Source organism: Arthrobacter oryzae (genome assembly GCF_030718995.1).
Lineage (GTDB): Bacteria > Actinomycetota > Actinomycetes > Actinomycetales > Micrococcaceae > Arthrobacter > Arthrobacter oryzae_C.
Window position 1 is genome coordinate 3,216,608 of sequence record NZ_CP132204.1, and the last position, 19,038, is coordinate 3,235,645.

Genomic DNA, 19,038 nt, shown 5'->3' on the forward strand with positions numbered 1-19,038 from the left:
GGGGCAACGGCGCCCGGGCGGCTGGCGTGCACGGGGATCACGAGTTCCTTGAGCGCCGGTGACACGACGTATGAAGGTTGCGTGCAACTGTGTTTACAGACGAGTTGGGTCAGGGCGGCAATGCTGCAGGCGGCCCGGACAGCAGTGCAGGACATCACCACGGGGCGGGCGGCAGCATGGTCCAACTGATCACTCCCGGGGGTGAGCGAGTCAGTCATCCGCAGTACGACGCCTGGGTTCGGGAAGTCACTGATGAGCAGTTGGCGTCCCTGTACGAGGATATGGTGGTCATCCGCCGGATCGATACCGAAGCCACCGCCCTCCAGCGCCAGGGGGAGCTTGGCCTGTGGCCGCCGATGCTGGGGCAGGAGGCTTCCCAGATAGGTTCCGCGAGGTCGCTCCGGGACGATGACTTCGTGTTTTCCAGCTACCGCGAGAACGGCGTCGCCTACTGCCGCGGCGTGGACCTGGCGGACATCCTCACGGTCTGGCGGGGCAATGCGTCCTCAGGCTGGGACCCTTACACGGTTAACATGGCCACTCCCCAAATCATTATCGGCGCCCAGACCCTCCATGCGACCGGCTATGCCATGGGCATTCAGAATGACGGCGCCGACTCCGTGGCCATCACATATTTCGGCGACGGTGCCACCAGTGAGGGCGACGTCAACGAGGCGATGGTCTTCGCCGCCAGCTTCCAGTCCCCGGTGGTCTTCTTCTGCCAGAACAACCACTGGGCCATTTCCGAACCGGTCCGGCTGCAGTCACACATCAGGATCGCCGACCGTGCCGCCGGGTTCGGCATCCCCAGCGTCCAGGTGGACGGCAATGACGTCCTGGCGGTGATGGCGGCCACGCGCGAGGCAATCGAACGGGCCCGTCACGGCGGAGGGCCCACGTTCATCGAGGCAGTCACTTACCGGATGGGACCGCACACCACTGCCGACGACCCCACACGGTACCGGGATGCCAACGAACTTGAGGACTGGGCGGCCAAGGACCCGATTGCCAGGGTCAAGGGCCTGCTGGAACGCAAGGGGCTGCTGACGGAGCAGTTGGAGGCCCGGGTGGCTGCCAAGGCCGACGCCGTGGCCCGGGAAATGCGGGCCGGGTGCATCAACATGCCGGATCCGGAGCCGATGGATATCTTCAAGAACGTCTACAGCACCCCCAACTCCTGGCTGGACCGCCAGGAGGACCACTACTCCCGCTACCTGGCTTCCTTCGGCGATCCCGCAGGAGCCAACTCAGAAGAAGGTGCTCGCTGATGACGCAGATGACCTTTGCCCGGGCAATCAATTCCGGGCTCCGCAAGTCCCTCGAAAACGACCCCAAGGTGATCCTGATGGGCGAGGACATCGGCACCCTCGGCGGTGTCTTCCGTGTGACCGACGGGTTGCAGAAGGACTTCGGCAAACACCGCGTCGTGGACACTCCGCTCGCCGAGTCCGCGATCATGGGCACCGCCGTCGGCCTTGCCTACCGGGGTTACCGGCCGGTGGTGGAAATCCAGTTCGACGGGTTCATCTATCCCGCCTTCGACCAGATTGTGTCCCAGGTGGCCAAGATCCACTACCGCACGCAGGGCGCCGTGAAGATGCCCATCACCGTCCGCGTGCCGTTTGGTGGCGGCATCGGTTCGCCGGAACACCATTCGGAGTCTCCGGAGGCGTACTTCACCCACACGTCCGGCCTTCGCGTGGTCAGCCCCTCCACGCCGCAGGACGCACACACCATGATCCAGCAGGCCATCGCCCTCGACGATCCGGTACTGTACTTCGAGCCGAAGCGCCGCTACCACGACAAGGGCGAGGTGGACGAGTCCATCGAACCCGGCGCCGCGCTGTCCATGGAAAAGGCGCGGGTGGTGATCGAAGGCACGGACGTGACGCTCGTTGCGTACGGTCCGCTGGTCAAGACCGCCAAGGACGCCGCCCTGGCCGCGGCGGACGAGGGCGTCTCCATTGAGGTGATCGACCTGCGCTCGCTGGCCCCGGTGGACTTCGCAACGCTGGAGGCCTCGGTGCGCAAGACGGGACGGCTGGTGATCACGCACGAGGCCGGTCAGTCCGGCGGGCTCGGAGCCGAAGTGGCCGCGAGTATCACCGAACGCTGCTTCTACCACCTTGAAGCCGCCCCGGTCCGCGTCACGGGCTTCGATATCCCGTACCCCTACTCGAAAGTTGAAATGCACCATTTGCCAGGTCTGGACAGAATCCTTGACGGTGTGGACCGTGCCCTGGGCCGTCCCAATTCCCTCAGCGGGCTGGAAGGATGAGCGCCGCCATGATCAAGGAATTCAGGCTCCCGGACCTCGGTGAAGGGCTGACGGAATCAGAAATCCTTAGCTGGAAAGTGGCCGTGGGCGATACCGTGGCCCTGAACCAGGTCATTGCCGAAGTGGAGACCGCCAAAGCGGTCGTGGAACTGCCGTCGCCGTTCGCAGGTGTGATCACAGCCCTCCACGAAAAGGCGGGAACCGTGGTGGAGGTTGGCAAGCCGATCGTTTCGTTCGAGGTTGAGGGCGACGACGGCGGCCCCGCGGCCGGAGGTCCGGCCCAGGCGGAGGCCGCCAAACGGGAACCCAACCTCGTGGGGTACGGCGCCGTCGTCGAAAGTTCCGGCCGTCCGGCACGGCGTGCCCGCACGTTCGCTTCGCCGGTGGCGGAGCCCGCCACAGCCCCGGCACGCGCAGGGGCTGCCCCGGCCGCGGAGCCGGCCACAGCCCCGGCGGCCGGACGCGTCGACACCGCAGCCCCTGCCGAACGTCCGCGGTCCACGCCGCCTGTCCGGAAGCTGGCCAAGGACCTCGGTGTTGAGCTCACGGAAGTGGCCGGCACCGGCGCCGGAGGTCTGATCACCCGCGACGACGTGCGGAACTTTGTCGGCGGGGGAGACGTTCCGGCGGCTGCCCGCGCCCTGGCCGGAGCGGGCACCGGCACCGGCGCCCCGGGAGAACGCGAAACCCGGACGCCCATCAAGGGTGTCCGTAAGCTGACCGCTGCGGCCATGGTGTCCAGTGCTTTCACGGCACCGCACGCCACGGAATTCCTGACCGTCGATGTCACCCCCACCATGGAGCTGCTGGCCCGGCTCAAGGCAAGCCGGGCTTTTGAAGGCCTCAAGCTCACTCCGCTGACACTCGTGGCCAAGGCTTTGCTGATCGCCCTCCGCCGCCAGCCGTCGCTGAACTCGCGCTGGGAGGAGGCCAGCCAGGAGATCGTGCAGTTCAACTACGTGAACCTCGGAATTGCCGCGGCGACTCCCCGCGGACTGACCGTGCCGAACATCAAGGACGCGGACCGCATGTCCCTGACCGAGTTGTCCACGGCCATCACGGCCCTGACCGAGACCGCCCGGTCCGGCAAGACCAGCCCGGCCGAGCTCTCCGGCGGCACCATCTCCATCACCAACATCGGAGTGTTCGGCATTGATGCCGGCACGCCCATCCTCAATCCGGGCGAAGCAGCCATCCTCGCCATGGGTGCCGTCCGGAGGATGCCGTGGGAATACAAGGATGAAGTGGCACTGCGCCAGGTCATGACACTGAGCCTGTCCTTCGACCACCGGCTGGTGGACGGCGAACAGGGGTCCCGCTTCCTGGCGGACATCGGGGCCATCCTGGCGGACCCGGGCATGGTCCTGGCCATGGTCTAGCAAATCCGCACGAATTGCCGGCTGCCGGTTCCGGAAGGAACGGGCGGCCGGCAGTGTTGCTTCTACTCGCCGGGCACGGGGCTGGCGGTCACCAGGAGGGCACGGGGGGGCGGCCGTCGTGGGGCACTTTGAGGCCAATTTACGACGGCGGCGCCGCAGTTTTCGGCGTGTCCGTGTCTAAGTGCCCCGGTTACGCCGCGAGCCGGGTCGCCGGGGAACGGGCGGCCGGCAGTGTTGCTTCTACTCGCCGGGCACGGGGCTGGCGGTCACCAGGAGGGCGGCGAGGGCCATGCTCTCCAGCAGCGGCCTTGCGGACTTGGCCGCGACCCGCCGGCCGTGGCTGCGGACCGAATGCGGCGTGGAGTTGATGAGGCCGAATGCGGCGTGTGCGCGCATCCGGAGCTCGGCGGTGTCCGTGCCCGCGTGCAGCGCCTGCAGCACCTCCACCCACAGTTCCACGTAGTTGCGCTGCAGCGTGCGGACCTCGGCCTGGTCGTCGTCGGACAGGTTGCTGAAGTCGCGGTCCTGGACCCTGATGACGTCGGGATTGCTCAGGGCGAAATCCACATGGAACTGAACCAGCCGGGCCAGGGCGGCGGCCGGATCAGCGGCGTCCGCAACCACGCGCCGGCCGCCCTCCAGCAGCTCCTGGCTCACGGTGAGCAGCAGGGCCCCGAGGACCGCCTGTTTGCCCGCGAAATGCCGGTAGACGGCCGGGCCGCTGACGCCGGCGGCGGCGCCCAGGTCTTCCAGCGAAACACGGTTGAAGCCGTTGAGGGCAAAAAGCGTGGCCGCCGAGGACAGCAGCGCCTGCCGCCGGCTTTCTTTCGCCCGGCTGCGCTGGGTGGTCTGGACCCGCTCGGTTGCTGCCTCGACCCGTTGGTCCGCCGGGCTGCCGGGGCTGCGCTCAGTGATCGGCACATTTCCTCCTTGGAACTGCAAATCCTAGCAAGGCGGGCGCGTGTTGGACATCACAGTTAATAGAGACTAACCTAAATCTCAGTTATGCGGTACTAACCGAATCGCTCAGGACGGCCCCGCCGGGCGTCCGGGAACGGAAGCAGTCAATGGAGACAATCGCCAGCCTGGTGGACACCGGCAGCGCCGCCTACGCCGCGAACCGCGAGGCCCAGCTGGGGCTGGCCCGCGAGCTGAAGGAACGCCTCGCCACGGCAGCGCTGGGCGGGCCGGAGAAGTCCCGGGAGCGGCACGTGGCACGCGGCAAGCTGCTGCCCCGTGAGCGCATCGACCAGCTGCTCGACGACGGCAGCCCGTTCCTCGAGATCGCGCCGCTCGCCGCCAACGGCATGTACAACGACGATTCCCCGGGTGCCGGCGTCATTGCGGGGATCGGTCTGGTCCACGGCCGCCAGGTGCTGGTCATCTCCAACGACGCCACGGTCAAGGGCGGCACCTACTATCCGATGACGGTCAAGAAGCACCTCCGGGCGCAGGAAATCGCGCTGGAGAACCGGCTGCCCTGCATCTACCTCGTGGACTCCGGAGGGGCCTTTCTGCCGAAACAGGACGAGGTCTTCCCGGACAAGGAACATTTTGGCCGGATCTTCTTCAACCAGGCGAAGATGTCCGCGGCAGGGATCCCGCAGATCGCCTCCGTGATGGGTTCCTGCACCGCCGGCGGCGCCTATGTCCCCGCGATGAGCGACGAAACCGTGATTGTCCGCAACCAGGGCACCATCTTCCTGGGCGGGCCGCCGCTGGTGAAAGCCGCGATCGGCGAGATCGTCACTGCCGAGGAACTTGGCGGCGGGGACGTCCATTCGAAAATCTCCGGCGTCACCGACCACCTGGCCGAGAACGATGAGCATGCCCTCCAGATCGTCCGGGACATCGTCTCCACCCTGCCCCGCCCGGCCGCCCCCGCCTGGGACATTGACACCGCCGTCGAACCGGCCGCGGATCCGGAGGAGCTCTACGGCGCCGTCCCCACCGACGTCAATGCCCAGTACGACGTGCGTGAGGTGATCGCCCGGCTGGTGGACGCAAGCCGCTTCCACGAGTTCAAGAAGAACTACGGAACCACCCTGGTGGCCGGCTTCGCGAAGCTGCACGGCCATCCGGTGGGCATCGTGGCCAACAACGGCGTGCTCTTCAGCGAGTCTTCGCTCAAGGGCGCCCACTTCATCGAGCTCTGCGACCAGCGCGGCATCCCGCTGATCTTCCTGCAGAACCTGTCCGGTTTCATGGTGGGCAAGGACTACGAGCAGGGCGGCATCGCCAAGAACGGCGCCAAGATGGTCACGGCCGTGGCCACCGCGCGCGTGCCCAAGCTGACAGTGGTGATCGGCGGCTCCTTCGGCGCCGGGAACTACTCCATGTGCGGGCGGGCCTATTCGCCGCGCTTCCTGTGGATGTGGCCGGCGTCGCGGATCTCCGTGATGGGCGGCAACCAGGCTTCCAGCGTGCTGGCCACCGTGAAGCGGGACCAGTATGAGGCCCGCGGCGAAGAATGGTCCGCCGCGGACGAGGAGGCCTTCAAGGCACCCATCAAGCAGCAATACGAGGACCAGGGCAGCCCCTACTACTCCACCGCCCGTCTGTGGGATGACGGCGTGATCGACCCCGCGGACACCCGCACCGTCCTGGGACTGGCGCTCGACGTCGTCTCCCGCACCCCGCTGCCGGAGACCTCCTTCGGCCTCTTCCGGATGTGAGCCAGAAATGACTACCCCCTCATCGCCCCCGAAGCCGCTCTTCGGCACCGTGCTCGTCGCCAACCGCGGCGAGATCGCCTGCCGCGTGATCCGCACCCTGCGCGCGCTCGGCATCCGTTCGGTGGCCGTCTACAGCGACGCCGACGCCGGTGCGCGCCACGTGCGTGAAGCCGACCAAGCCGTGCGGATCGGCCCGGCGGCCGCTGCCGAGAGCTACCTCAAGATTGAGGCAATCGTCCGTGCCTGCCGCGAGACGGGCGCCGAGGCCGTGCACCCGGGGTACGGCTTCCTCAGCGAGAATGTCGACTTCGCCCGCGCGCTGGAGAAGGCGGGCATCACCTTCATCGGCCCCGGCGTTGAGTCCCTCAATGTCATGGGCGACAAGATCCGCTCCAAGAACCACGTCACCGGCTACGGCGTGCCCGTGGTCCCGGGCATCGCCGAACCCGGAATGACGGACGCGCAACTGATCGAGGCCTCTGCCGCCGTCGGTTTCCCGCTGCTGATCAAGCCCTCCGCCGGCGGCGGCGGAAAAGGCATGCACATCGTCGAACGCCCGGAGGAGCTCGAGGCCACCCTGGCCACCGCCCGCCGGGTCGCGGCCAGCGCCTTCGGCGACGACACCCTCTTCCTGGAACGCCTGGTGCTGGCACCGCGGCATATCGAAGTGCAGGTCCTGGCGGACAACCACGGCAATGTGATCCACCTGGGGGAGCGCGAATGCTCCCTGCAGCGCCGCCATCAGAAAGTCATTGAGGAAGCGCCCTCGCCGCTGCTCGAGTCCCTGCCCGACGGCGCCGCTGTCCGTGCGCGGATCGGCGAGGCGGCCTGTAACGCGGCCCGCAGCGTCCATTACAGCGGCGCAGGCACGGTGGAGTTCCTGGTCTCCGACAACGCCCCGGACGAGTTCTTCTTCATGGAGATGAACACCCGCCTGCAGGTGGAACACCCGGTCACCGAGATGGTCACCGGCATCGACCTGGTCGAATGGCAGGTGCGCATCGCCGCCGGCGGGGAACTCACCGTCCGCCAGGACGACGTCGTGCTTGACGGACACTCGGTGGAAGCACGCGTCTACGCCGAAATCCCGGAACGGAACTTCCTGCCGTCCACCGGCGAAGTGGTTGTCCTGGACGAGCGCGGGGAAATCTTCACCGCCATGGACGATCCGGACTCCTTGACTCCGGCGGCCGCCGATCCGGACATCCGCATCGACTCCGCCCTGCTCAAGGGACTCGAAATTTCCAGCGATTACGATCCCATGGTGTCCAAAGTGATCGCCTGGGGCAGGGACCGCACAGCTGCGCTGGACAAGCTCGACACGGCACTTTCGCGCTACACGGCGCTGGGCATCGACACCAACGTTGAATACCTGCGGCTGCTGATCAACGACGCCGATGTCCGCGCCGGCCGCCTCGACACCGGCCTGATCGAACGAAAAATGCCGGACTTCACCTTCCGGCTGGTCGCGGACGCCGAGCTCATCGCCGCCGCCATGCAGTTCTGGGTCCTGGCGGAGGCCCCGGTCACGGTGCGGTCCCCCTGGGATACCACCACCGGCTGGCGCCTCGGTGCATCCGCGCCGTGGCGGATGAGCTTCGGAACGCCCGGCGGGGGAGTGGCCACCGTGGCCGTCACCTGGTTGAGCAACCTCGATCTGGGCCACGCCCTTGTCCGCGTCAACGATGGTCCCGCGCACAAGGTGATTGTGATCGGTCTGTCCGGTGACGACGTCTACCTGGAAATCGATGGTGAAGAAGTCCGGTACGCGCTGGGTAGTTTCTGGAACTCCTACCCTCCACAGGGCAATCCGCAGACGATCTTCCTCGGCAACGAGGGCTGGTCCTGCCGGCTCGAGGTGCTGACCCGCGAGTCCCGGCTGGCCCGCGTCCTGGCTGCGGTGCAGCGCGAGGAGGGCGCCGCGGACCCGGCAGTGCGCTCGCCGATGCCCGGCACGGTGGTCTCCGTCTCCGTCAGCGACGGCGACCATGTGGAGGCCGGCCAGGTCCTGCTCTCGGTGGAGGCGATGAAGATGGAGCACCAGCTCGTTGCACCGCTCGAGGGCACGGTCCACATCAGCTCCGCGTCCGGCGACCTGGTCAAGGCGGACCAGGTGCTTGCCACCGTCCACCCCGCGGCGCCGCCATCGGCGTCGGACGCAGCCGAGGACGCGGTGGAGGAATCCGTCATCGCCATGGGCGCGGCAGAGTAGCCGTCCCGCATCTTCACCTTCAGTACACCAACAGACCCGTTACAGACTTAAGACAAGGAAATCCCAACATGGCTGATTTTGAGCTCAGCGAGGAATACCAGGACCTCAGCAACACCGTCCGCGAATTCGCCGACGAAGTGGTGGCACCGGTTTCCGCAAAACACGACGAGGAACACAGCTTCCCCTACGAGGTGGTCTCCCAGATGGCGGACATGGGCCTGTTCGGCCTGCCGTTCCCGGAAGAGTTCGGCGGCATGGGCGGGGACTACTTCGCCCTCGCCCTCGCCCTGGAGCAGCTGGGCCGGGTGGACCAGTCCGTGGCCATCACGCTGGAAGCCGGCGTCTCCCTCGGCGCCATGCCCGTGTACCGGTTCGGCACCGACGCCCAGAAAGAGGAATGGCTGCCCTCCCTGGCGTCCGGCAAGGCGCTCGCCGGGTTCGGCCTGACCGAACCCGAGGCCGGCTCCGACGCGGGCGGAACCAAGACCACCGCCCGGCTCGAAGGGGGTGAGTGGATCATCAACGGCAACAAGGAGTTCATCACCAACTCCGGCACGGACATCACCAGCCTTGTCACCGTGACGGCCGTCACCGCCAAGCACGAGCGCGAAGACGGCAGCATCAAGAAGGAAATCTCCACCATCCTCGTGCCCACCGGCACCCCCGGGTTCAAGGCCGAGAAGGCCTACAACAAGGTGGGCTGGAACGCCTCGGACACCCACCCGCTCACGCTCAAGGACGTCCGCGTACCGGAGGCGAACCTCCTCGGCGAGCAGGGCCGCGGCTACGCGAACTTCCTGTCCATCCTGGACGAGGGCCGCATCGCCATCGCCGCACTCGCCACCGGAGCGGCCCAGGGCTGCGTGGACCTGTCCGTGAAATACGCCAAGGAACGCAGCGCGTTCGGGCAGAACATCGGCAAGTACCAGGCCGTCGCGTTCAAGATCGCCCGGATGGAAGCCCGGGCCCACACGGCGCGGCTGGCCTACTACGACGCGGCCGCCAGGATGCTCGCCGGGAAGCCGTTCAAGACCCAGGCGGCCATCGCTAAGATGGTCGCAGGCGAGGCAGCCATGGACAACGCGCGGGACGCCACCCAGGTGTTCGGCGGCTATGGCTTCATCAACGAATTCACCGTGGCACGCCACTACCGCGACTCCAAGATCCTTGAAGTGGGGGAGGGCACCACGGAGGTCCAGCTGATGCTGATCGCCCGCGAACTGGGACTGTAGCCGGCCTGAAAGGATCACTGATGATTAACAAGGTTGTTGCCAGCGCAGAGGAGGCCGTCGCGGACATCCCCGACGGCGCCTCGCTCGCCGTCGGCGGTTTTGGACTGTGCGGCATCCCGGTTGCCCTCATCGATGCCCTCCACCGGCACGGGACCACCGGCCTGGAAACTGTCAGCAACAACTGCGGCGTGGACGACTGGGGGCTGGGGATCCTGCTGAAGGACGGCAGGATCCGCCGCACCATCAGCTCGTACGTCGGTGAGAACAAGGAGTTCGCCCGGCAGTACCTCTCCGGCGAACTCGAGGTGGTGCTCACCCCGCAGGGCACGCTCGCGGAAAAACTGCGCGCCGGCGGCGCCGGCATCCCGGCGTTCTACACACCGGCGGGCGTGGGAACCCAGGTGTCCGACGGCGGCCTCCCGCAGAAGTACGACGCCGACGGGACCGTCGCCATCGCCTCCGCACCCAAGGAAGTCCGCACCTTCAACGGTGCCGACTATGTGCTGGAGGAATCGCTCACCCCGGATTTCGGCCTCGTCCACGCCTGGAAGGGCGACCGGCACGGGAATCTCGTCTTCCACGCCACGGCCATGAACTTCAACCCGCTCTGCGCCATGGCCGGGCGGATCACCATCGCCGAGGTTGAGGAACTGGTGGAGCCCGGCGAGCTTGATCCGGAGCACGTCCACGTTCCCGGCATTTTCGTCCAGCGGGTTGTCCTGGCAGCCCAGGGCGAGAAGCGCATCGAAAAGCGGACGGTCGCGGTGGCCGCCGCCGGCACCCAGGCAACCGGCCAGCAGGCAACCGACCAGCAGGCAACCGACCAGGCAGGAGCATGACCGTGGAATCGAACAGCACGCCGGACGCACCGCCCCGCCCCGAAGCCGTCCGCCACGAATACCGGCCGCCCGCCGTCGGGCATCCGGAGGGGACCCTGCCCGATACGAAAGGCTGGACCCGCAACGAACTCGCCGCCCGGGTGGCCCGCGAACTCCACAACGGGCAGTACGTCAACCTCGGCATCGGGATGCCCACGCTGATCCCCAACTACATCCCCGCCGGCGTCGAAGTGGTCCTGCACTCCGAGAACGGCATCCTGGGCGTGGGGCCGTACCCCGCTGAAGACCAGGTGGATCCGGACCTGATCAACGCCGGCAAGGAAACCGTCACCGTCAACAAAGGCGCCGCATTCTTCGACTCCGCGTCCTCCTTCGGCATGATCCGCGGCGGACACGTTGACGTTGCCGTGCTCGGCGCCATGGAAGTGGCCCAGAACGGTGACCTGGCCAACTGGATGATTCCCGGAAAGATGGTCAAGGGCATGGGCGGTGCCATGGACCTGGTGTTCGGGGCCAAGAAGGTAATCGTGATGATGGAGCACGTGGACCGCAACGGCAAGCCCAAGATCGTGCAGCAGTGCACACTACCGTTGACCGGCAAGGGGTGCGTGGACCGGATCATCACCGACCTCGCCGTGATCGACGTCGTCACCGAAAACGGATCCTCCCGGCTCGTGCTGCGCGAACTGGCCCCCAACGTGACCGCCGAGGAAGTGGCTGCGGCCACCGGAGCGGAACTCTTCGAAGAAGACCAGGAACTGACCGTATGACCAGTGCTGACGAGGTTTCGACGGGCCCAACCACCGGCCGGCCCAGGGTGGTTGAACAGCGCGGCCTTTACTTCGACGAGCTGGAGGAAGGCGTCGTCTACGCCCACCGCCCCGGACGGACCGTCACCGAGACGGACAACGTCCTGTTCACCACCATGACCATGAACACCCAGGCGCTGCACCTGGACGCTGCCTGGAGCGCCGGGCAGCCGTTCGGCCAGCGGCTGGTGAACTCCATGTTCACCCTGGCCACCGTGGTGGGGCAGTCGGTCCCGCAGCTGACCCAGGGGACCATCATCGCGCAGTTGGGACTGACAGATGTGTCGTTCCCGCACCCGCTGTACCACGGCGACACCCTGTACACGGAGACTGTCATCACCGGCAAGCGGCCGTCGGCGTCGCGTCCGGGGCAGGGCATCGTGACCATGCAGCACACGGGCAGGAACCAGGACGGCACTGTGGTGGCACTTGCCTCGCGCAGCTGCCTGATGTGGACGCGGGAGGCGCACGAAGCGGCCGGAAAGGGGACAATCTAAACATGACTTTCCTGATGGGGCCCGCCCTGCTCTTCTGTCCTGCCGACCGGCCCGAGCGCTACCAGAAAGCCGCGGAACGTTCCGACGCCGTCATCGTGGACCTGGAGGACGCCGTCGCCCCTGCCGACAAGCAGCGGGCCCGGGGCGCGATCCTCGCCCAGCTCGGCGCCACCGGCGACGTTCCGGAGCTGGACCCCAGCCGGACGATCATCAGGATCAATCCGGCGGGAACGGACGAGTTCGAGAAGGACCTGCACTGCCTCAAGCACACCCCGTACCGCCACGTGATGCTGGCCAAGGCCGAAAACGCCGAGCAGCTTAAGGCGCTTGAGGGCTACAGCGTCATTGCCCTGTGCGAAACGGCCGCCGGAGTCATCAACGCCGCCGCCATCGCCGCCGAACCCAACGTGGTGGGCCTGATGTGGGGTGCCGAGGACCTGCTCGCGTCACTCGGAGGCACCTCCAGCAGGAACGACGACGGCGGCTACCGGGCAGTGGCGCTGCACGCCCGGTCCACCGTGCTGCTGGCGGCGGCGGCTTTCGGCAAGGAAGCCATTGACGCCGTCTATGTCAACATTCCGGACCTTGAAGGGCTGGCGGCGGAGTCACGCGACGCTGTCGCCTCCGGGTTCGGTTCCAAGGCCTGCATCCACCCCAGCCAGGTGGCTGTGGTCCGGGGAGCATACGCGCCCGCCGAATCAGACGTTGCCGCGGCCAAGGAGCTCCTGGAGGCCGCCGCTGCTGCCGGTAGCGGCGTTTTCCAGTTCAACGGAAAGATGATCGACGGCCCCATCTTGAAGCACGCGGAGTCAACCCTGCGGCGGGCCGCCCGCTAGCTGTCCTAGCCCGCTTTCGCCGCCAGGAATAGGACTGAACCACAGCAGAGGCCGGGTGTCGAATGACTCCCGGCCTCTGGCATGTTGAGCTGTACCGCTTAGCCGGCCTTCACGGCGAGAACAGGGCAGTCCGCTTCAAGGAGTATCCGCTGGGACGTGCTGCCCATGATCAGCTTGCCGACGGGCGTGCGCCGCCGCAGCCCGATCACAATCAAATCGGCCCGGTGTGCCTCCGCCGCTTCCAGGACCTCATTGGCGGCGTCGTGGCCGCGGACCGGCTGGAGGATGATGTGCTCGATCCCTTCCTTGCCGAGGCGCTGGTCGATGCCCTCGATTTCGGCTTCCCCGGCATACCGCTTGTCCACCAGGGCATCGCCCCGGGAGGAATTGATGACCACCAGCTTGGACTGTGCCTTCCGTGCCTCCTTGATGGCCTGGTCAAAGGCCGCTTCGCCCTCCGGGGTTGGTACGTAGCCCACAACGATGGTCATGGTTTCTCCTTATCGTGCTGGATGGTGTCACGGGGGACAGTGTCATGGGGAACCGTGCTGCGGTGCGCGGCGTCGCCGTCGTCGGTGGTGCTGTGGGTCCCGGGTGCGGACGGATCCTGGCGCTGCCCCGTGTGGTCTGCAGCTGCAGGCGGGACTGCAGCTGCGGGCCGGCTCCGGCGGATCAGCTTGAACAGCAGCGGCCACAGGAGAATGAGCGCCACGATGATGTAGACGGTGACGGCGATCGGCTCGCTCCAGAGGCCGGCAGGGTCGCCGGCGCTGAGCTGCAGCGTCTGGCGGAGCTGCTTTTCCAGGCGCGGTCCGAGGATGACACCGAGGATGAGCGGCAGGACGGGAAGCCCGAAGCGCCGCATCATGAAGCCCAGCGCGCCGAGCGCCAGCAGGAGGACCAGATCGAACGCCTGCAGGTTCACCGAGTAGGCGCCCAGCGTGGCGAAGAACAGGATGCCGGCGTAAAGGTAAGGCCGGGGGATCTGCAGGAGCTTCGCCCACATCGGTGCCAGCGGCAGGTTGATGATCAGCAGCAGCAGGTTGCCGATGAAGAGGCTGGCGATGAGTGCCCACACCAGCGGCCCTTCGCTTTCGAACAGCTGCGGCCCGGGCTGGATGCCGTACTGCGTGAACGCTGCCAGCATCACTGCGGCCGTGGCATTGGTGGGCAGGCCCAGTGCCAACATGGGCGTCAGCGTGCCTGCAGCTGCAGCGTTGTTGGCTGCTTCCGGACCGGCCACACCCTCGATTGCGCCTTTGCCGAACTCTTCGGGGTGTTTACTGAGGCGCTTTTCCGTGACGTAGGAGAGGAACGTGGGAATCTCGGCGCCGCCGGCGGGCAGCGCACCGAAAGGGAAGCCGAAGGCAGTGCCGCGGAGCCAGGGTTTCCAGGACCGCTTCCAGTCCTGCTTGCCCATCCACGGGCGCCCCACAGGAATAACCTGCAGGGGGTTGCGGCGGAGGTGCGCGGCCACCCAGAGTGCCTCGCCCACGGCGAATATGGCTACAGCCACCACCACGATGTCCAGACCGTCCGCCAGGAGCGGCACGCCGAAGGTGAGCCGGGCCTGGCCGGTGACGACGTCCAGGCCCACCAGGCCGATGGCGAGGCCAAGGCCCAGGGATGCGAACCCCCGGAGGCGCGAGGAGCCCAGGACTGCGGTGACCGCCAGCAGGGCCAGGACCATGATGGCGAAGTAGCTCGGAGCACCCAGGCTGACGGCGAAGTCCACCACGATCGGAGCGCAGACTGCCAGGAGGGTGGTGCCGATGGTGCCGGCCACAAACGAGCCGATGGCCGCCGTGGCAAGTGCCTGTGCGGCCCTGCCGGCTTTCGCCATCTTGTTGCCTTCGATGGCGGTGACCACCGACGACGATTCGCCGGGCGTGTTAAGCAGGATGGAGGTGGTCGAGCCGCCGTACATGCCGCCGTAGTAGATGCCGGCGAACATGATGAAGGCGCTGGTGGGTTCCAGTGCGTACGTGACCGGAAGCAGCAGTGCCACGGTCATGGCCGGGCCGAGGCCCGGGAGAACCCCGACGGCGGTACCCAGGACGACGCCGATGACGGCGTAGAGGAAATTCATGGGGGTCAGGGCGGTGGCAAAACCGTCCATCAGGGAGGAAAAGACATCCATCAGAGAATCCCTTCCAGGAGACCGGCGGGCAGCGCAATGCCGAGGCCAAGGTAGAAGCCATAAAAGGTCAGGAGGGACAAGGCCACGGAGATGAGGCCGTCACGGATGTACCTCCGGCCACCCAGGGCCCAGACGCTGCCCCAGAACAGGATGGTTCCCGAGATAACCCAGCCTGCCCAATCGATCAGCAGGATGTTGGCAACGAAGGCTCCCACCAGCGGCAGGATGGTCTTCCAGTCGGCGGGGTGGGTGAGGTCCACGTCCTCGCCGCCTTCGGCTTCGCCCTGGCCGCCGCGGAGCACGTTGACGGCCAGCAGGACAGAGCAGACCAGCAGCAGGCCGCCCACAATGAACGGCAGGGTTTTCGGTCCTACGGGATCAGACTGGGAATAGGGGGTGACGATGCGGGCCGCGTCCGCGATGACCAATGCCCCGGCCGCCCCGAGCAGGAGGGCAACCCCCAGCTCGGAGCGGCCTTTGAGCCGTGAGGCCAGTGTTGGTGAGGAGCTCACGCCAGGCCAAGCTTCGTGAGGACGTCCGCCACCCGCTTGTCCTGCTCGGCCAGGAAGCTTTCGAACTCAGCGCCGGTGATGAAGGCGTCGCTCCAGCTGTTGGTCTTCAGGGCTTCTTTCCAGGCTGCCGTGCCGTGCATCTTTTCGAGCGCGCCGATCAGCTTGGCCTTGTCAGCGTCGGTGATGCCCGGAGGGGCCACGATGCCGCGCCAGTTGGTGAACACCAGGTCGATGTTGGATTCCTTCAGAGTGGGGGCATCCACGCCTTCGAGCCGCTTCTCGCCGCTGGTGGCCAGGACGCGGACCGCGCCTGATTCGATCTGCTTGAGGTACTCACCTGCACCGGAGGCCGCGAAGCCCACCTTGTTGCCCAGGATGGCCGGGAGGAGGTCTCCACCGCCGTCGTAGGACACAAAGTTCACTTTGGTGGCGTCGATGCCCAGGGCGCCGGCAAGCTGCATGGGTAGCAGGTGGTCCGGGCCGCCCGGCGAGGAGCCGCCGCCGACGCTGATGGAACCGGGGTCAGCCTTCCAGGCGGCAACCAGGTCGTCGATGGTCTTGTAGGGCGAATCCTTGCTGACCATGATGGCGCCGGGCTCTTCAATGAGCTTGGCCAGGGGAGTGGTGGCCGTCAGCTTGGACTCGGACTTGTTGGTGTAGCTCGCGCCCACCACGCCCAGGCCCATCAGCATGGTGAGGTCGCCGTTGCCCTTTTCGTTAACGATGCGGGCGAGGCCAACGGTGCCACCGGCGCCGGCAAGGTTGAAGACTTCGGGGTTTGTGGCGATTTTCTCGTCTTCGAGGACCTTGGCCGCCACGCGGGCGGTGGTGTCGTAGCCGCCACCCGCAGTGTTGGGGACCATGATCTGGAGGCCGGTCAGCGGGCCGGCAGGGGCGCCGGAGGTGGCACCCTCGGTGGAGCTTTTCCCGGTGGCACCGCAGCCGGTGGCCATCAGGGCGATGCCGGCGGCGACGGCGGCAATACGCAATGCGCGGATCTGGCGCATGGTGTTCCTCTTCTCAGTAAAGTTCTCGGTAAAGCGGGTCAGCAAACTGACCGGTGATTTGATGCTAGGTCCGAAAGTGACGACCATCACTCTTGTGTACGCAGAGAAAGTTAAGTTCATTTCGTTCACGTTTCCGGTTCTCCACCGTCGCACCGTCTGCCTTGGAACCGGCCCGGGTTCCGGCATTCAGCCGTGAGGTATAGTTCACCCCACCGCGGCGGATCGGGAGCCCCGCGGATGCACGCCGGCCCCCTTGTTTCACGAAGCCGGCCGAACGATCACTCTGAAATAGGAAAGACGGCACGTGACTCGACGAAGAGGAATGTCCCTCGCCGGGCAATACCTGGTCCTGCAGTTGTTAATTGTCCTGGCCGTCCTCGTGGCCGTCGTCGCCATCTCCCTGGCACAATCAGCCGCCGCCTTTGAACGGATCGAAGGACGCCGCGCACTGTCGGCCGCGGAAGCACTGGGCAACAACCCCACGGTCCGCGCACTGCTGCCTTCGGCAGAGCCGCGCGGCGGCTCTGCCCTGCCCGCGGTCGCGGAGTCGGTCCGTACCGTCTCCGGATCCGCGCACGTGGCCCTTGCCAGAGCGGACCGCACGGTGGTGGCCTCCTCGGACCCCGGACTGCTGGGCCTTCCGCTGGAACTTGGCGAGAGCCTCGTGATGGAGGGACGCGCGTGGACCGGCGTGGTGGACGGCAATGCTGCTCCGGTTCTGTCTGCCCACGTCCCGGTCCTGGACGACACCGGGAAAATGATCGGCATCGCCTCCATCAGCCGGAGCTACCCCTCCACCTGGGAGCGGCTGGGCGATGCCGTCCCCAACCTGCTCACCTACCTGGGCGTGGCCAGCGTGCTGGGCGTGGCAGGCTCGCTGCTGCTGGCCCGCCGCGTCAAACGGCAGACCCTGGGCATGGAACCCAGTGAAATCACCGGGCTGGTGGAGAACCGGGAAGCCATGCTGCACGGCCTGAAGGAAGGCGTGGTGGCTCTCGACCCGCACGAACGCGTTACCGTGGCCAATGACAGCGCCCGCGAACTGCTTGGCTTGCCGGCAGACTGCGTAGGCAAGGTCCTTGCTGTCCTGCCGGTGGATCCGGCGTTGAAGGACGTCCTGACCCGGGAGCAGCCCGGGCCGGACCAGCTGGTGCTGGTGGGAGAGCGGCTGGTGGTGCTGAACCGTGTGCCCATCCGTTCACGGGGCCGCGACATCGGTTCCGTCACCACGCTGCGCGACCGGACCGAGCTCTCGTCCCTGGAGCGGGAACTGGGCGCCACCCGGACCGCCACCGATACCCTGCGCGCGCAGGCCCATGAGTTCGCCAACCAGCTGCACGTGATTTCCGGCCTGATCCAGATCGGCGAGTACGATTCCGTGGTGCAGTTTGTTAATGGCGCCACCGTGGACAGGACCCGGCTCAACGATGAGGTGACCAGCCGCATCCAGGATCCGGCGCTGGCCGCCCTGCTGATCGCCAAGTCCAGCCTCGCCACAGAGCGGGGAGTCACCCTCCAGCTCGACCCGAAGTCCGCGCTGGAGCGGGTTGACGACGAGCTCTCCCGGGACCTGACCACCGTGGTGGGCAACCTCGTGGACAACGCCCTCGACGCCGTCACCGGAGCCGCGGAGGCGTCTGTCCGGGTCCTCGTCGAGGATGGTCCGGAACAAGTGGTTCTCACAGTCCGGGACAACGGCCCGGGCATTGACGCTTCGGCCACAGAAGAAATCTTCCGGCAGGGCTTCACCACAAAAAAGCCGGGCCCCGCGGGCGGCAGGGGCTTTGGCCTGGCACTCTCGCGCGTCGTGTGCCGGCGCAGCGGCGGCGAGCTCGCCGTTGCCAACGACGGCGGTGCGATCTTCACCGCGAGACTGAAAAGAGCGCCGCTGAAACGAACGCCCACCAACGAAAAGGTGGCCAGGCCATGATCAACGTCCTGATCGTCGACGACGACTTCATGGTGGCCAAAGTCCATGCCGGCTTTATCCAGCGCACGCCGGGATTCGCCGTCGTCGGCGTTGCGCATACCGGAGCCCAGGCGATGGCGGAAACCGCCCGCCTGCAGCCTGACCTGGTCCTGCTGGACATCCACCTGCCCGATATCAACGGGCTGGACCTCATGACCAAGCTGCGGGAAGCGGCGCCTGAACTGGACGTGCTGGTGATCAGTGCAGCCCGCGAGGTGGAGACGGTCCGCCGTGCGCTGCGCGGCGGGATTGTCCACTACCTGATCAAGCCGTTTTCGCAGACGGACCTGCAGGAACGCCTGGAGCACTATCGCAGCGCCTACCAGGGCCTGGACCTCGCCAAGGACGTTGCTGAGCAATCGGACGTCAACCGTGTCTTCGGGCTGGAAAGCGCCGAACGCACCGAGCAGCACCTTCCCAAGGGTTGCAGCCCGGAAACCCTCAAGCGCGTGGTGGACGTGCTCAACTCCACTGAGGCGGACCTATCGGCGGCCGAGGTGGCCGACCTGCTGGGCACGTCCCGGGTCAGCGCCCGCCGGTACCTCGAATACCTGCACGACGAGTCCAGGGTGGAGGTACGGCTCAAGTACGGTGCGGGCCGTCCAGAGCGCCGTTATGCGCTGAAGCCGGTGTGACACCAGCCCGGCGCCAAT

Annotated in this window: 17 protein-coding genes; 12 read left to right on the forward strand and 5 right to left on the reverse strand. The window is 66.7% G+C overall.

Annotation, left to right across the window (positions count from 1 at the left end):
* Window positions 1–89 precede the first annotated feature (89 nt).
* From pdhA to Q8Z05_RS14685, 3 genes are read left to right on the forward strand one after another with little or no spacing between them, the layout of a single operon-like run.
* Window positions 90–1,268: a pyruvate dehydrogenase (acetyl-transferring) E1 component subunit alpha gene (gene pdhA / locus Q8Z05_RS14675; RefSeq protein ID WP_305940342.1), complete on the forward strand. Its 1,179-nt coding sequence runs from the start codon at window positions 90–92 to the stop codon at window positions 1,266–1,268.
* The gene (locus tag Q8Z05_RS14680) at window positions 1,268–2,278 is read left to right on the forward strand and encodes an alpha-ketoacid dehydrogenase subunit beta (protein ID WP_305940343.1); all 1,011 of its coding nucleotides are present in this window, start codon (window positions 1,268–1,270) and stop codon (window positions 2,276–2,278) included. The genes pdhA and Q8Z05_RS14680 overlap by 1 nt, the downstream gene beginning before the upstream one ends.
* Before the next feature lie 8 nt (window positions 2,279–2,286).
* Window positions 2,287–3,657 (forward strand): dihydrolipoamide acetyltransferase family protein, encoded by a 1,371-nt coding sequence (locus Q8Z05_RS14685; RefSeq protein ID WP_305940344.1) that lies wholly within the window; start codon window positions 2,287–2,289, stop codon window positions 3,655–3,657.
* Between the two features lie 240 nt (window positions 3,658–3,897).
* On the opposite strand, the gene Q8Z05_RS14690 is transcribed toward Q8Z05_RS14685, so the two are convergent.
* Window positions 3,898–4,572 (reverse strand): SACE_7040 family transcriptional regulator, encoded by a 675-nt coding sequence (locus Q8Z05_RS14690; protein WP_371745981.1) that lies wholly within the window; start codon window positions 4,570–4,572, stop codon window positions 3,898–3,900.
* Between the two features lie 152 nt (window positions 4,573–4,724).
* Between Q8Z05_RS14690 and Q8Z05_RS14695 the strand changes: the two genes are divergently transcribed.
* The 7 genes from Q8Z05_RS14695 to Q8Z05_RS14725 all read left to right on the forward strand — a co-directional run bounded on the left by Q8Z05_RS14695 (window position 4,725) and on the right by Q8Z05_RS14725 (window position 12,757).
* Window positions 4,725–6,332, forward strand: coding sequence for a carboxyl transferase domain-containing protein (locus Q8Z05_RS14695; RefSeq protein WP_305940346.1), 1,608 nt, complete (start codon window positions 4,725–4,727; stop codon window positions 6,330–6,332).
* A 7-nt stretch (window positions 6,333–6,339) separates the two neighbouring features.
* Window positions 6,340–8,544, forward strand: coding sequence for an acetyl/propionyl/methylcrotonyl-CoA carboxylase subunit alpha (locus tag Q8Z05_RS14700; protein ID WP_305940347.1), 2,205 nt, complete (start codon window positions 6,340–6,342; stop codon window positions 8,542–8,544).
* Between the two features lie 68 nt (window positions 8,545–8,612).
* Window positions 8,613–9,776, forward strand: a complete 1,164-nt coding sequence (locus Q8Z05_RS14705; protein ID WP_305940348.1) for an acyl-CoA dehydrogenase family protein — start codon at window positions 8,613–8,615, stop codon at window positions 9,774–9,776.
* Window positions 9,777–9,796: 20 nt separating this feature from the next.
* Window positions 9,797–10,615, forward strand: coding sequence for a CoA transferase subunit A (locus Q8Z05_RS14710; RefSeq protein WP_305940349.1), 819 nt, complete (start codon window positions 9,797–9,799; stop codon window positions 10,613–10,615).
* A complete protein-coding gene (locus Q8Z05_RS14715) occupies window positions 10,612–11,385 on the forward strand; it encodes a CoA transferase subunit B (RefSeq protein WP_371745861.1) in 774 nt (257 codons plus the stop codon). Before Q8Z05_RS14710 ends, Q8Z05_RS14715 begins: the two co-directional genes overlap by 4 nt.
* The gene (locus Q8Z05_RS14720; protein WP_305940351.1) at window positions 11,382–11,921 is read left to right on the forward strand and encodes a MaoC family dehydratase; all 540 of its coding nucleotides are present in this window, start codon (window positions 11,382–11,384) and stop codon (window positions 11,919–11,921) included. Before Q8Z05_RS14715 ends, Q8Z05_RS14720 begins: the two co-directional genes overlap by 4 nt.
* A gap of 2 nt (window positions 11,922–11,923) precedes the next feature.
* Entirely contained in the window at window positions 11,924–12,757 is an 834-nt protein-coding gene (locus tag Q8Z05_RS14725) for an HpcH/HpaI aldolase/citrate lyase family protein (RefSeq protein ID WP_305940352.1), read from the forward strand.
* A gap of 98 nt (window positions 12,758–12,855) precedes the next feature.
* On the opposite strand, the gene Q8Z05_RS14730 is transcribed toward Q8Z05_RS14725, so the two are convergent.
* Genes Q8Z05_RS14730 through Q8Z05_RS14745 form a run of 4 tightly spaced genes read right to left on the reverse strand, consistent with a single transcriptional unit; the run spans window position 12,856 to window position 16,416 of the window.
* A complete protein-coding gene (locus Q8Z05_RS14730) occupies window positions 12,856–13,248 on the reverse strand; it encodes a universal stress protein (protein ID WP_305940353.1) in 393 nt (130 codons plus the stop codon).
* Window positions 13,245–14,897 carry a tripartite tricarboxylate transporter permease gene (locus Q8Z05_RS14735; RefSeq protein ID WP_305940354.1) on the reverse strand — a complete coding sequence of 551 codons (1,653 nt, stop codon included), beginning with the start codon at window positions 14,895–14,897 and terminating at the stop codon, window positions 13,245–13,247. The genes Q8Z05_RS14730 and Q8Z05_RS14735 overlap by 4 nt, the downstream gene beginning before the upstream one ends.
* Window positions 14,897–15,409, reverse strand: coding sequence for a tripartite tricarboxylate transporter TctB family protein (locus Q8Z05_RS14740; protein ID WP_305940355.1), 513 nt, complete (start codon window positions 15,407–15,409; stop codon window positions 14,897–14,899). Before Q8Z05_RS14740 ends, Q8Z05_RS14735 begins: the two co-directional genes overlap by 1 nt.
* On the reverse strand, window positions 15,406–16,416 hold the full coding sequence (locus Q8Z05_RS14745; RefSeq protein WP_305940356.1) for a Bug family tripartite tricarboxylate transporter substrate binding protein: 1,011 nt from the start codon (window positions 16,414–16,416) through the stop codon (window positions 15,406–15,408). The genes Q8Z05_RS14740 and Q8Z05_RS14745 overlap by 4 nt, the downstream gene beginning before the upstream one ends.
* 322 nt (window positions 16,417–16,738) lie before the next feature.
* On the opposite strand from Q8Z05_RS14745, the gene Q8Z05_RS14750 reads away from it, so the two are divergent.
* Both Q8Z05_RS14750 and Q8Z05_RS14755 read left to right on the forward strand, forming a co-directional pair.
* Window positions 16,739–18,346 carry a sensor histidine kinase gene (locus Q8Z05_RS14750; protein WP_305943580.1) on the forward strand — a complete coding sequence of 536 codons (1,608 nt, stop codon included), beginning with the start codon at window positions 16,739–16,741 and terminating at the stop codon, window positions 18,344–18,346.
* Complete coding sequence (locus Q8Z05_RS14755) at window positions 18,343–19,020, forward strand: response regulator (protein ID WP_305940357.1); 678 nt, start codon at window positions 18,343–18,345, stop codon at window positions 19,018–19,020. Before Q8Z05_RS14750 ends, Q8Z05_RS14755 begins: the two co-directional genes overlap by 4 nt.
* Window positions 19,021–19,038: the final 18 nt, after the last annotated feature.